Here is a 13100-nt window from a genome sequence, read left to right as displayed (position 1 = left end):
CCTAAGATTAAAAATAATTTAATTTAATTATAACTCTAGCAATTATTTATAGCTATATTTTTTTCTGAGCAAGGATGTTTTTTTGAATTAAGGATAATAACCTATATGGATTGTTCGTAATTTCAGTGGAGATAGATTTGATTTTAGTGAATAGTTGAACGAATAAGAGTTAAAATCTTTACATGATAAGGCTTACATTGAAAAAGATAGAATTTTATTTGAATGAATATTAAGCAAAAATCAGGCTGGGTTTAATATCAAAACGCGAACTTTAACTATCTTCATGGGCGATTTTGTCCTTGAATCACTCTAAAAATTAATTAAACTATAGTAAAACACGAACTATATTTATATTACGTCACATAAATGTTTCTAAAACCCTTGTAAAAATCCGAATAATTTGCAATACTAGATAAGTTCAAAAAAGAAATTACTTTTTTAAGGGGCGTTTATAGTGAATTCATTAGATAATAGAGGGAATTTAAGTTTTTTGGAACGTTTATTCCATCTCGAAGAAGCACAAACAAATGTTAAACGAGAAATCTTGGCCGGTTTAACGACATTTGTTTCAATGGCATATATTTTATTTGTTAATCCACAGGTTTTGGGAGATTCTGGGATGGACAAAGGATCACTGTTCACAGCAACGGCTTTGACAGCTGTGGTTGGTTCAGTATTGATGGGTGTTTTAGCAAATTACCCAATTGCAATTGCTCCAGGATTAGGTGACAATGCCTTTTTCAGTTACTCAGTTGTTATTGCCATGGGTATTCCTTGGCAAACAGCAATGGCTGGTGTATTTGTAGCCAGTTTGATTTTCTTAGTGCTTTCGTTAATGAAAATTCGTGAGGTTGTTATTAATGCGATTCCAAAAGATTTAAAACTAGCGGTTGCTGCTGGTTTGGGTATCTTCATTGCCTTCGTTGGTTTGCAAGGTGGGGGATTGATCACAGCTAGTAAATCATCACTTGTTGCTATCGGTTCATTTGCCAATCCAACGACTTGGTTAACAATTACCGGTTTACTAGTAACTGCAATTTTGATGGCACGAAAGATTCCTGGTTCAATTTTCATCGGAATGGTTTTCACAACTATTGTTGGTCTAGTAACTAAGTTGATTCCAGCTCCATCACATATTGTGTCTGGTATTCCCAGTTTGAAGCCAACTTTTGGTGTTGGTGTAGCACATATCGGTGATATTAGAGAACCACAGCTTTGGGCAGTAGTAATCATCTTCTTGCTAGTTGCTTTCTTTGATACTGCTGGTACTTTGATTGGTTTGGCTGAACAAGTCGACATTATGCAAGATAAAGACGGTAAGATGCCAAGAATTGGTCATGCCTTGATGGCCGATTCAATTTCAATGGTCAGTGGAGCTGTCTTTGGAACAACTCCTCCAACAGCTTATGTTGAATCATCTGCCGGTATTGCCGTTGGTGGTAGAACTGGTTTAACATCTATTACAGTTGGCGTTTTATTTGCATTATCAATGTTCTTCTCACCATTATTGACAGTCGTTACAAGTAATGTAACGGCTCCAGTGTTGATTATTGTTGGGACTTTAATGGCTCAATCAATGAAAGGCATTCAATGGGACAGATTTGAAATTGCATTACCAGCATTCTTAACAATCGTTGGTATGCCATTAACTTATAATATTTCTTATGGTATCGCCTTTGGATTCTTAGTTTATCCAATTACTATGCTTGCTGCTGGTAAGAGAAAAGAAATCAATCCAATTATGTACGGATTGTTCGTTGTCTTTGTAATCTTGCTATATATTATTAATATTTTACCTAAGGCTAGTTTGGCCTAAATTTAAAGCTTCCCAAATGAAAAAGTCTGCTTATGAAATTTTTAATTTCATAAGCAGACTTTTTTTTTAGTCCTTAATTTTCTTGTTCATAATTGAACGCAAACCTTTTTCTCTAATAGCTAAGACATCAATATTATTTTGTCGTTCATAACCACGAAGTAAAACTTCACATAGGTACAATTGCGATAACTGTCCGGCTAAGGAGCCACCATTCAAGAATTCTTCAATGGAAGTTTGTAACGTTATATCGCTGATTTGTGCAATGGCCGAGAGACTGCTATTTGTTATAGATATTATTTTTGCGCCACTCTTTTTGGCGATTGTCAGTGAATCATAAGTATCTTTGGTTTCACCGGATAAGGAGATACCAATCACTAAATTATTTTTAGTCATGATTGAAGCCATCTGAGCTTGAAAATGGGGGTCGGTTTCAGCCTGAACTATCAGACCAATTCTTAATAACATTTTAGAAAAATTCTTCCCGATTTCACCACTGTGTCCAACGCCAAATATATATAATTTTTGAGCATTACTAATTAGTTTCACCGCTGAGTCTACATTATCTTTATTGATCAAAGCATTAGTGTCTTTCAACGTTGTAATTAGAGTGTCTTCAATATCATCATAATATTCGTGTGTCGAATCATCGGAATTAGTATTATTTGCGGCAATTTCTGCTTTTGCTAAGGCAATTTTCAAATCATTGAAACCTGAAAAACCCAGCTTTTTAGAAAAACGAACAATTGTGGCATCACCAACGTCGATTCTTTCTTTGATTGTTTCCATTGTTCCGTAAATAACCGTTTTTTTGTTGTCAGTTATAAATTTGGCAACTTTTTTTTCAGACTTGGTGAGTTTTTGATAATTGTCTTGTATTAGTGCGTCAAAATCCATATTTATAGTCTCCGTATCTTATGTCAATTCCAATTATACAGTTTTCAAATGATTTTCCAAACTGAAAGAAAGGGTTTACAAAACATACAAAATGTTTTATATTGCTGTTGTGGAGAAAATTATCCAAAACTTAAATTGTTGGAGGAGAATATATAATGGACAAAGATACTTTTATTAAACAGGTTCACGATGGACTGATTATTTCATGCCAGGCTTTACCCGGAGAACCACTGTATACAGAAAAGGGTGGAATTATGCCACTGATGGCATTAGCCGCTAAAAGGGCTGGTGCGGTTGGTATTCGTGCCAATTCAGTGCGTGATATTAAAGAAATCCAGGCAGTAGTGGATTTGCCAATTATCGGCATTATTAAAAAAGACTATCTACCAGAGAAACCTTTCATTACTGCAACTATGAAAGAAATTGATGAATTACATGAGACAGGTGTTGCGGTTATTGCCTTTGACTGTACGTTGAGACCGAGACATGACGGTAAAACTGTTACTGAATTTATCAAGGAGATTAAATCCAAGTATCCTGATCAATTATTGATGGCCGATACCTCAACTTTTGAAGAAGGTAAGAATGCTTATGAGGCGGGAGTAGATTTTGTCGGTACCACTTTGAGCGGATATACAGATGAAAGTGTCAAAAAAGATGGTCCTGATACGGAATTGATTAAGAATTATATTGATGCCGGCTTTCCAGTAATTGCTGAAGGTAAGATTCATACTCCAGAACAAGCACGTGAAATCCAAGATATGGGTACAACTGGGATTGTTGTTGGAGGGGCAATAACAAGACCAATGGAAATTGCCGACCATTTTATTAAAGCGCTGAAATAAAAATAAAGGGATGATCTATTATGTTCAAAAAGTTTTCGCAACTTGGTAGGGCATTTATGTTACCAATAGCAATTCTACCAGCAGCTGGTCTATTACTTGGATTGGGTGGAGCTTTAACAAACGATGCCGCAGTTAAGGCATACCCATGGTTAGGAATGGCTTGGCTACAAACTATTTTGAAAGTTATGAGTTTTGCTGGTAATGCTGTTTTCTCAAATATTGCCTTGATATTTGCTGTCGGACTGGCCGTCGGATTAGCGAGTGGTGATAAAGGTACGGCCGGACTTTCTGGTGCTGTAGCATTTCTAGTATATACAGCAACGATTGCTGGTTTGATTCAGATGTTTTCACCCAAAGGAACAACTGTTGATACTGGTGTTGTTGGTTCAATCGTGATTGGTGGTATGGTTTCATATCTTCACAACAGGTATCGTAAAATTGAGTTGCCACAGTTTTTAGGATTCTTTGGTGGATCAAGATTTATTCCAATTGTTACATCTTTTGCAGCTATTTTTATCGGGGCTATTTTCTACATGATCTGGCCTCCAATTCAAAACGGAATGACTTCCGTTGGTACTGAAATTGCCAAAATGGGTAGTATTGGTACATTTTTATATGGATTCTTATTACGTTTGTTAGGTGCAGTTGGTTTGCATCATACTATTTATCCTTTATTCTGGTATACATCTCTTGGTGGAACTGCTCACGTTGCCGGCAAGACAATTGTTGGTGCTCAAAATATTTTCTTTGCACAATTAGCAGATCCAAATCATGTAGGACTATTTACATACGGAACGCGTTTCTTTGCTGGTAGATTTGCTACTATGATGTTTGGATTGCCAGCTGCAGCTTTGGCGATGTATCATTCAATTCCTAAGAAAAATAGAAAGAAAAACGGTGGTTTATATCTTTCAGGTGGTCTTACATCATTTTTGACAGGTATTACTGAACCACTAGAATATACATTCTTATTCGTTGCTCCATGGCTTTATGTAATTCATGCTTTTCTTGATGGATTATCTTTCTATTTTGCTGATATTTTAAATATTCGTATTGGTAATTCATTTTCAGGAGGTTTTATCGATTATTTACTCTTTGGTATCTTACAAGGAAAGGATAAGACAAATTGGCCAACAGTACTTTGGTTTGGATGTATCTGGGCTGTACTTTATTATGTAGTATTCAGATTTTGTATCTCCAAGTTCCACGTTGCTATCCCAGGAATGAATGATGACGACGATGATACAAGCGTTTCATCAGAAAAAGCAGATAATTCATCATCAACGAAGGAAACAAGTTTGCACGAACAATCAATCCAAATTATTAAAGCACTTGGTGGTGCAGAAAATGTTGAGAGTGTCGAAGCCTGTGCAACAAGATTACGTATTTCTGTTACCGATAATGGAAAAGTTGATAAAAAGACTTTAACAGATAACGGTGCGACCGCCGTATTAGACGTTAGTGGTGGCTTGCAAGCTATTTATGGTGGTAAATCGGATCTTTATGCCCAAGAAATTAATGATATTTTAGGAAATGACAATTAGAGGTGATCATATGGGAATCTTTTGATTTGGAAAGAGTCCAGTAATGGTTTAGGTAATGCCGTTTCCAGAGCTGAGAGTATTCAATTGCTGCGCGGAACGGCCCGAGCCAGAAAGCGGTCTCGAACCTCGGTTGAAACCTCGCAAAATCCGCGAGTCTTCAACACGCCCGGTGGTGTAATTGCTGAAGCAATAACGTCACTTTCGCTGCAAATGAATACTCTCAGCTCTTCCAACTAGTTTAATTTTTTAATAGCAGAACAATAAGACGAGGATTTCTGAGTATTTAAATAAAGTAGCTCTAGGTCTGTAATAACGATTGTTAGATTAATTTTTCAACTTTCAATCTTCAGTCTGTAACTAAAAATATAATCACTGAATGTCTTGTAAGCTTACCTCTAAACTGAAAGCGGAATTTAAAACGTAAATGTTATACAATAGGAAAGTAAGCGATTACAAGGAGGGCAAAAGGAAATGAAAAAGATTATTAATAATGTCGAGGATATCGTACCAGAAATGATTTCTGGGCTCGTAAGAACTAATGCGGATTTGGTCAAGCAGATTGATGGGACAACTGCTGTGGTTAGAAATGATTCGAAGTTCAAAGAAAATAAGCAAGTCGGAATTGTTTCTGGTGGTGGTAGTGGTCACGAGCCATTGCATGCCGGTTACGTTGGCGATGGGATGCTCAGTGCTGCTGTTGCCGGTGAGGTCTTTACTTCGCCAACTCCAGATCAAATTTACGAAGCTATTTCAGCAGTCAACCAAGGTCAAGGAGTTTTGTTAATTGTTAAGAATTACTCCGGTGATGTTATGAACTTTGACATGGCTAAGGAAATGGCCGAAGCTGACGATATTGAAATTAAGACAATTGTTGTTGATGATGATATTTCGGTGAAGAATAGTGAATTTACACAAGGTAAACGTGGGGTTGCCGGAACTGCTTTAGTTGAAAAGATTATTGGTGCTGCTGCTCGTTCAGGAATGAATTTGGCCGATTTGGCTGTCCTTGGTCAAAAAGTTATCGATAGTACGAAGACAATTGGAATTGCCTTACATGCGGCTACTGTACCAGCTGTCGGCCATCCTGGTTTTGAACTAGCCGATGATGAAATTGAATATGGTATTGGAATTCACAACGAACGTGGCTATGCAGTTGAAAAAATCAGACCAGCCAAGGAATTAGCTAATGAATTGATTGAGAAAATTATGAATGAATTTCCTGATCAAAATGGTGACTTTGCAATTCTCGTTAATGGAATGGGTGGTACGCCTTTAATGGAACAATACATTTTTGCTAACGACGTTTTAAATGAATTAGCCGCCAAAAAAGTTAAAGTTTCATTTAGTAAAGTCGGCAACTTGGTAACGTCTTTGGATATGGAAGGTATCTCATTGACAATTATGAAAGCTGATTCTGCTTGGATTAAATATCTAAATGAACCAGTGACAACAATTGCTTGGTAGAGAGGGGAAACTTATGAAATTAGAATTAGTAGATGCTAAAAAATGGATCAACTTATTCGTTGAAAAATTAGAGAAAAATCAGACGGATTTGAATGAATTAGATACTGCTATCGGTGACGGTGATCACGGTACAAATATGAAACGTGGAGCAGAAGCTATTACCGCTGCGTTTGAGAAAAAAGATCCGGAGAATTTGTCCGATTTATATAAGGCAACTGCTTTTGCCATGATTCAAAAAGTTGGTGGAGCTTCTGGACCTTTGTATGGAACTGCCTTTTTGGATATGTCAAAGGCTGTTAAAACCGATAATCTTGAATTAGGTGATTTGCTACAAATTGGTACAGATGGACTCAAGCGTCGTGGAGAATCTGACACTGGTATGAAGACGATGATTGACGTTTGGCAACCAGTTAGTGATGCTTTGAAGGTTAATAAATTTGATCAAAAAGTAATTGACAATGCTTTGGAAAATGTGAAGAATTTAGTTGCTACAAAAGGTAGGGCCAGTTATTTGGAAGAAAAATCCAAGGGTCATATTGATCCCGGTGCTCAATCAAGTGCCTATTTATTCGAGTCATTAATCGAAATCATGGGAGCTTAATTATGAAATATGGAATATTGATTGTTTCACATTCAGCCGATATTGCTAAAGGTGTCAAAGCTCTTATTTCTCAAGCTGCTCCAGACTTATCAATCACAATTGCTGGTGGAACGGACGAAAATGGTATTGGCTCATCACTAGAAAAAATTCAACAGGCTGTTGATGATAATACAGGTGATGAAATTTTGGCATTTTATGATCTTGGCAGTTCTAAGATGAATTTGGAAATGTTGATGGAAATGACTGACCGAACAATTCATAAGTATGATGTGGCTTTAGTTGAAGGGGCTTATATCGCAGCCACTTTGGCAGAGGTTGACTCACCATTAGCAACAATTGAAGATAATTTAAAGAGTCTGAAGATTAAATAACGTAGAAGTACTTTATAATTTAATTATTATAAGGTACTTTTTTTCCGACTGAATCTAAAAGAGTACGGAATTTTTGAGGGTGAAAAGATGATAATAATCAAATGGTTAACTAGTTCAACAAATGATGCCAGCAGATTTGTAAAAATAGTGTATGTCTTATATCGATTGATTGCTTTGATAATGTTGGGGAGTCAAATTTGGATGCGACAGGGTAATAAAATTATGATTGTCCTATTGACGTTAATTTTATTTGAAATTCCTGCCATTATTGAGAACAAATTCAAAATAATGATTCCCGATATTTTGGAGATTGTTATCATCTCATTCATCTTTAGCTCAACTATCTTAGGAGAACTGAGTGACCTCTATGGATACTTACCATTTTGGGACACTGGTTTGCATATATTGAATGGATTTCTGGCTGCTGGCGTTGGCTTTTCATCGATTTATTTACTGAATGAAGGGATGACATCAATTAAATTAACACCAATTTTTATTGCAATAACATCATTTTGTTTTTCGATGACAATTGGAATCATGTGGGAATTTGGCGAATTCACAGCTGATCAGTGGTTGAACACCGATATGCAAAAGGACCGAATTGTTCAAAAGGTGAACAGTGTGGAACTGTCGAATAAACCCAACACTGTTGGTCATGTAAAAAAGATTGATTATACAACGATTCATACAACCGATAATAAAAATGTCGTGATTAAAGGTGGCTATTTAGATATTGGTTTAATTGACACAATGAAGGATTTATTCGTTAATCTAATTGGTGCGATATTCTTCAGTGTTTTTGGTTATTTTTATTCGGCCAGTCATAGTCGCAGGTACAAGTTCATCCGCAATTTCATGGTTTATAAGGGAAAATAACTAAAAGATGAAAGTGTTTAAATAAGTATGCCGTTTCCAGAGCTGAGAGTATTCAATTGCTGGGCGGAACGGCCCGAGCCTGGAAAGCGGTCTCGAGCCTCGGTTGAAGCCTCGCAAAACCCGCGAGTCTTCAACACGTCCGGTGGTGTAATTGCTGAAGCAATAACGCCACTTTCGCTGCAATTGAATACTCTCAGCTCTTCCAACTAGTTTAATTTTTTTATGGTGGTAACAATAAAACGAAGACCTCTGTTATTTAAATAATTTAGATACAACTGTTTTGTTATTTCTAATATTAAATGACTGACAAAAATGTTTTAAAAATAATTATTGAAATACTTCTATAACCAAACTTAAAAAATTCCCCTAGTATTAAGGGAATTCTTTAAGTTTAGTTACGCAATTAATTCGGATACCTCCAGAGTTATATGATTACTTAGAGACCAAAAAAAGAAGTCATTTTGTACTTAGAAAACATTCATTCCAAGTGCAAAGCGACTTCTTTTTCATCAATTATTAATGAAGCAATCATAAATGATATTACAACATTATAAATTTGAGTTTGATTAGTATATCTAAATTATTTATCGAGTTAGTTTCTGAATAAAGAATAAATTAGTTGGAAGAACTGAGAGTATTAACCGGTTGTGGTTGTGGCGTTAGGACTTTACTATTAAACCACCGGGCGAGTTTGGATACTTGCGGTTTATGCAAGGATTCAAACCGAGGGTCGAGACCGATTCTCAGGCTCGGGCCGGTCCGCATAGCAGGTTAATACTCTCAGCTCTGGAAACGGCCTACTTAATCAACTTTCAATCTAATTAACCGTTATATTTAGAAAGTTTAAATTCAACGTGATCTTTGTTCTTTAATTTCTTCTTGTCAGCAGAAACATTAACTTGTTTGCCGTTAACAGTAAAAGTCCAGTAAATTTTCTTCTTATTATTTTGTTTGTGACCGTCGATTTTTGAAATAAAACCGCCTTTGTCAGTTACTTTCCAGCCTTTTTTCAGACCATCAGTAACAGTAGCGCCTTTTTTAACTGTGACAGTTTTCTTGGCAATTTGTTTCTTGTTCTTTTTCAAAGTGTAAGTCACTTTGATATTTTTAGTAGTACTAGCTTGAACAGTTGTTGTAGCAGCTGGAGCGAATACTCCTAACAACATCAACAATGAAGCTAAGAATGCAGCAAATTTTTTCATTGTTCTCCTCCTAATATTTATACAACGATTTTCATTATAGCAAATTTTTTCTACTTTGATGTGCTTGACTTTTGATATTTTGATTGAATCGTATGATAAAAATAATAAAAGATTTCGATTTTTACTTTTAGTAAGTTAGAATAGAAATATTGACTGTTAAGGAGGTGACGTAATGAATAAATGGATTAAGAATTTTCAGAAGAACTGCAATAGCATTACAATGTTCGTCTATTTGCTAAACGTTATTTTGATTACGTTACTGTATAACAATCCAATTATTTTGGTTGGAATATTGATTTCTTTGATAGCTATGGTCGTACTAACGCGGCCAGAAAAAGTTAAATCTTACTTAAAATTTTCCGGGATTATATTTTTAATAACGATATTATTTAACTTGATTTTGAATCAGCGTGGAACCAATTTATTGTTTGAGATGCCATTTGTGAGAGTTACGACTGAATCATTGCTTAACGCGGTTGTTTTAGGGATTTCATTTGTGAATTTATTGTGGGCATTTTATTTGTATGACTCATTGATACGTATCAAAACTATTTTTGAGCTGTTAGCTAATCTATTTAAAAGCATCGCTATAATTTTTATTCTAACGGTGAAATTTATTCCTCAAATTATTCGAATCTATACGGAAACTAAGGCTATTAGTAAATTTCGTGTAAATTATCAGAGTAATGAACAGGGGTTGTTGAAAAGAATCAAGCAAGCTGCTAGCTTGAATGAAATTGTTCTTAACAAAGCAGTGGCCAAGTTTATGAATATATCTGACACGCTGATTTTGAAAGGTTATGAACAGCGACATCGTAAATTGGGACACTTGGAATATAAAAAAAGTGACGTCATTATTTTAATTCTAGGATTAGTTTCCGTAATTTTTAATATAAGCATTTCAGCTCTGCACCTGGGGAAAATCAGATTTGGTTCTGCCAATTTGAAAGTTTCAACACACGGTGTAGCTTTAATTATAATTTTTAATTGTCTATTCATATTATTACCATTATTGACAGGAGGCATGAATTACTTATGGTGGAAATTTTACAATTCGAGAACTACAGCTTCCGATACAATAACAGTCAAAAATTATCGTTAAAACAAATTAACTTCTCACTTCAGAAGGGTGATTTTATAACCTTAATTGGCGACACTGGTAGTGGAAAAAGTACCTTTTTGAAACAGATGATGCCGGAATTAGCGACTGGGAAAATTACTAATGGACAATTGATCAAACAGACGGGGAGTTTCGCTTATGTTTCTCAATTTGTCGATAATCAGATGATCATGGAAACACCCCGGGATGAATTGAAATTCGTTTTGGATAACCAAGGTTATACGACGAATGATATTCAGCTACGAGTGACCGAAGTTGCCAGCTTTTTAGGTATCGTTGACTTGCTGGATCAAACAGCTGAACAGTTATCTGGTGGTCAAAAGCAACTCGTTAATTTAGCTAGTGCTTTGATTTTAAAACCGGAAGTTCTATTGTTAGACGAACCAACGGCACAGCTAGACCCCATTGCAGCAGAAAAATTATTGCAAATGGTTCATAAGGTCAATATTGAATTTAATATGACAATTATCTTAGTTGAACACGAATTGGAACAAGTGACCAAATTTACTAAGCGTCTGTTGGTAATGGAAGATGGAACTCTATTGATTGATTTACCAATTGAAAAAGGACTAAAGACAATCTTTCAGAATGAACATTATCGAAACTTTTTGCCACAAGTTGATCGATTGAGTCTGGAATTACAATTGGATGTATCAGTGCCTCTCGATAATCAAATGTTGAATAAGGCGGTTAAATTAAAACAGCAACAGTTGAAATGTCGAAGTAAAGGTCAGTTTTGGTGGTTGGATAAACCGGTATTAACAGCTGATAAAATCAGTTTTCGATTTAATTTTAATGGCCGACAGATTGTCGACAATGTTAGTTTGCAACTATGTCAGGGTCAATCATATTGTATTGTCGGGCCGAATGGCATGGGAAAAACTACTCTGTTAAAGATATTGACGCAACAACTGAAACAACAGTCGGGTAAATTACGTTATCGAGGCAAGAAATTGGATGATAGTTTGTTCACAAATGTCTTTATTTTGCCACAGAATCCCGCAACGATATTTATGAAAGATACAGTGGAAGCTGAAATTAATTATCAGATTACACAGAGTAATAGTAACAAAGTAATTAGTGATATTTTGGATAAATTCTCGTTGAATGGCTTAGAGAGTCAAAGTCCTTACGATTTGAGTGGAGGTCAGCAGGAATTCTTGGCACTTGCATTGGGATTCATCAAAAATCCAGAAGTTCTTTTGTTGGATGAGCCAACGAAGGGATTGGATCCTAACAAAAGAATGCAACTAGGGAGATTGTTGTATGACTTTAAAAAATGTGGTGGAACTCTGCTAGTTAATAGTCATGATTTACTTTTTGCGGCCAGTTCCTTTGACCATGTTGCGATGATGTTTGATGGAAAGTTGAGTGATTTTTCTGATCCAGTAAGCTTTTTCAGTGATAAGTTTTTTTATACAACAGAAATAAATAAAGCATTGCGGGATATTTTTCCACAGGCTTTGACATGGAAGGATATTACAAATCTTGAATCGTAAATCAGTTGCTTTATTAATCTTAGCAGTTGCCGTCCTAGTATTGATGGGGATTTTTGCTAGTAAAAATTATCTCTTATTCTCATTTGGATTTTTAATTGTAACTTTAGGTATTTATTTTTGGAAATTTGAGAAATCGAATCATAATTCACGTGAAGTTGTTTTTATTGCCATAATTTGTGCCTTGGCAGTTGTAGGTCGGATTATTTTTGCAGCTGTACCTGCTGTTAAACCAGAGTTATTTATCTTAATTATGGGTGCTATCGTCAGTGGACCAGAGACAGGATTTTTGATGGGGACAATTATTGCATTAACTTCAAACATGTATTTTGGTCAGGGAGTTTGGACGCCTTGGCAGATGTTTGGTTTAGGAGTTATTGGTTTGATTTCAGGTTTGATGATGAATAAAAATATTCCCACTTGGCTTTTAGTGGTCTGGGGATTTGCCAGTGGCTTCTTACTTGGATGGATCATGGATGTTTATTATATTATTGGTTTCGTTAATCCTATAACTATCAAGAGCATTGCTACGTCAATTATTGCTAGTTTTTACTTTGACTTTGTTCATGCGCTATTTACTGCAGTTTTATTATGGGTAGTCGGTAAACGTTGGATCAGACTGTTCAATAATTATAAGAAAAAGTATGATTTATTTAGGTTGTAAAACTAAGGTTTAATGAGATAGGCCGTTTCCAGAGCTGAGAGTATTCATTTGCTGCGCGGAACGGCCCGAGCCAAAGAGCGGTCTCGAACCTCGGTTGAAGCCTCGCAAAACCCGCGAGTCTTCAACACGTCCGGTGGTGTAATTGCTGAAGCAATAACGCCACTTTCGCTGCAATTGAATACTCTCAGCTCTTCCAACTAGTTTTTT

General features: G+C 35.8%; 13 protein-coding genes. 10 read left to right on the top strand and 3 right to left on the bottom strand.

Translation table 11 applies throughout. The features are described from left to right. Positions 1-451 precede the first annotated feature (451 nt). A complete protein-coding gene (locus FFM71_RS04365; RefSeq protein ID WP_373278787.1) occupies positions 452-1816 on the top strand; it encodes an NCS2 family permease in 1365 nt (454 codons plus the stop codon). Positions 1817-1882: 66 nt separating this feature from the next. On the opposite strand, the gene FFM71_RS04360 is transcribed toward FFM71_RS04365, so the two are convergent. Further along, on the bottom strand, positions 1883-2710 hold the full coding sequence (locus FFM71_RS04360; RefSeq protein WP_137610967.1) for a MurR/RpiR family transcriptional regulator: 828 nt from the start codon (positions 2708-2710) through the stop codon (positions 1883-1885). 155 nt (positions 2711-2865) lie between these two features. Between FFM71_RS04360 and FFM71_RS04355 the strand changes: the two genes are divergently transcribed. The 6 genes from FFM71_RS04355 (at position 2866) to FFM71_RS04330 (ending at position 8411) form a co-directional block, all read left to right on the top strand. Then, positions 2866-3555 (top strand): N-acetylmannosamine-6-phosphate 2-epimerase, encoded by a 690-nt coding sequence (locus FFM71_RS04355; protein ID WP_137610966.1) that lies wholly within the window; start codon positions 2866-2868, stop codon positions 3553-3555. A 20-nt stretch (positions 3556-3575) separates the two neighbouring features. Further along, complete coding sequence (locus FFM71_RS04350) at positions 3576-5099, top strand: PTS transporter subunit EIIC (protein ID WP_137610965.1); 1524 nt, start codon at positions 3576-3578, stop codon at positions 5097-5099. 471 nt (positions 5100-5570) lie between these two features. Next, a complete protein-coding gene (gene dhaK, locus FFM71_RS04345) occupies positions 5571-6563 on the top strand; it encodes a dihydroxyacetone kinase subunit DhaK (protein ID WP_137610964.1) in 993 nt (330 codons plus the stop codon). A gap of 13 nt (positions 6564-6576) precedes the next feature. Further along, complete coding sequence (gene dhaL / locus FFM71_RS04340; RefSeq protein ID WP_137610963.1) at positions 6577-7164, top strand: dihydroxyacetone kinase subunit DhaL; 588 nt, start codon at positions 6577-6579, stop codon at positions 7162-7164. 2 nt (positions 7165-7166) lie between these two features. Continuing rightward, positions 7167-7535, top strand: coding sequence for a dihydroxyacetone kinase phosphoryl donor subunit DhaM (gene dhaM, locus FFM71_RS04335; RefSeq protein ID WP_137610962.1), 369 nt, complete (start codon positions 7167-7169; stop codon positions 7533-7535). 87 nt (positions 7536-7622) lie between these two features. Next, positions 7623-8411 (top strand): DUF2238 domain-containing protein, encoded by a 789-nt coding sequence (locus tag FFM71_RS04330; RefSeq protein WP_171000469.1) that lies wholly within the window; start codon positions 7623-7625, stop codon positions 8409-8411. Positions 8412-9232: 821 nt separating this feature from the next. Here FFM71_RS04330 and FFM71_RS04325 read toward each other — a convergent pair. Next, on the bottom strand, positions 9233-9613 hold the full coding sequence (locus FFM71_RS04325) for a DUF4430 domain-containing protein (protein WP_137610961.1): 381 nt from the start codon (positions 9611-9613) through the stop codon (positions 9233-9235). 172 nt (positions 9614-9785) lie between these two features. Between FFM71_RS04325 and FFM71_RS04320 the strand changes: the two genes are divergently transcribed. The 3 genes from FFM71_RS04320 to FFM71_RS04310 are packed head-to-tail and all read left to right on the top strand — an operon-like array spanning position 9786 to position 12893. Next, the gene (locus FFM71_RS04320) at positions 9786-10715 is read left to right on the top strand and encodes an energy-coupling factor transporter transmembrane component T (RefSeq protein WP_137610960.1); all 930 of its coding nucleotides are present in this window, start codon (positions 9786-9788) and stop codon (positions 10713-10715) included. Then, on the top strand, positions 10649-12232 hold the full coding sequence (locus FFM71_RS04315) for an ABC transporter ATP-binding protein (protein WP_137610959.1): 1584 nt from the start codon (positions 10649-10651) through the stop codon (positions 12230-12232). Before FFM71_RS04320 ends, FFM71_RS04315 begins: the two co-directional genes overlap by 67 nt. Continuing rightward, positions 12222-12893: an ECF transporter S component gene (locus FFM71_RS04310; protein WP_137610958.1), complete on the top strand. Its 672-nt coding sequence runs from the start codon at positions 12222-12224 to the stop codon at positions 12891-12893. The genes FFM71_RS04315 and FFM71_RS04310 overlap by 11 nt, the downstream gene beginning before the upstream one ends. Positions 12894-12902: 9 nt before the next feature. On the opposite strand, the gene FFM71_RS13600 is transcribed toward FFM71_RS04310, so the two are convergent. After that, positions 12903-13100 (bottom strand): hypothetical protein (locus tag FFM71_RS13600; RefSeq protein ID WP_223876477.1); only part of this gene is annotated, 198 nt, incomplete at its 5' end.

The sequence above is a fragment of the Companilactobacillus huachuanensis genome (assembly GCF_005404815.1).
Lineage (GTDB): Bacteria > Bacillota > Bacilli > Lactobacillales > Lactobacillaceae > Companilactobacillus > Companilactobacillus huachuanensis.
Note: the sequence above shows the minus strand (reverse complement) of the source record. Positions and strands in the feature narration are given on the sequence as shown.

Bases quoted from the DNA above. Each gene is read 5' to 3' on its own strand.
- FFM71_RS04325 (WP_137610961.1), bottom strand. From the start codon at position 9,613: ATGAAAAAATTTGCTGCATTCTTAGCTTCATTGTTGATGTTGTTAGGA.
- dhaL (WP_137610963.1), top strand. From the start codon at position 6,577: ATGAAATTAGAATTAGTAGATGCTAAAAAATGGATCAACTTATTCGTT.
- FFM71_RS04315 (WP_137610959.1), top strand. From the start codon at position 10,649: ATGGTGGAAATTTTACAATTCGAGAACTACAGCTTCCGATACAATAAC.
- FFM71_RS04360 (WP_137610967.1), bottom strand. From the start codon at position 2,710: ATGGATTTTGACGCACTAATACAAGACAATTATCAAAAACTCACCAAG.
- FFM71_RS04350 (WP_137610965.1), top strand. From the start codon at position 3,576: ATGTTCAAAAAGTTTTCGCAACTTGGTAGGGCATTTATGTTACCAATA.
- FFM71_RS04320 (WP_137610960.1), top strand. From the start codon at position 9,786: ATGAATAAATGGATTAAGAATTTTCAGAAGAACTGCAATAGCATTACA.
- dhaM (WP_137610962.1), top strand. From the start codon at position 7,167: ATGAAATATGGAATATTGATTGTTTCACATTCAGCCGATATTGCTAAA.
- FFM71_RS04330 (WP_171000469.1), top strand. From the start codon at position 7,623: ATGATAATAATCAAATGGTTAACTAGTTCAACAAATGATGCCAGCAGA.
- dhaK (WP_137610964.1), top strand. From the start codon at position 5,571: ATGAAAAAGATTATTAATAATGTCGAGGATATCGTACCAGAAATGATT.
- FFM71_RS04355 (WP_137610966.1), top strand. From the start codon at position 2,866: ATGGACAAAGATACTTTTATTAAACAGGTTCACGATGGACTGATTATT.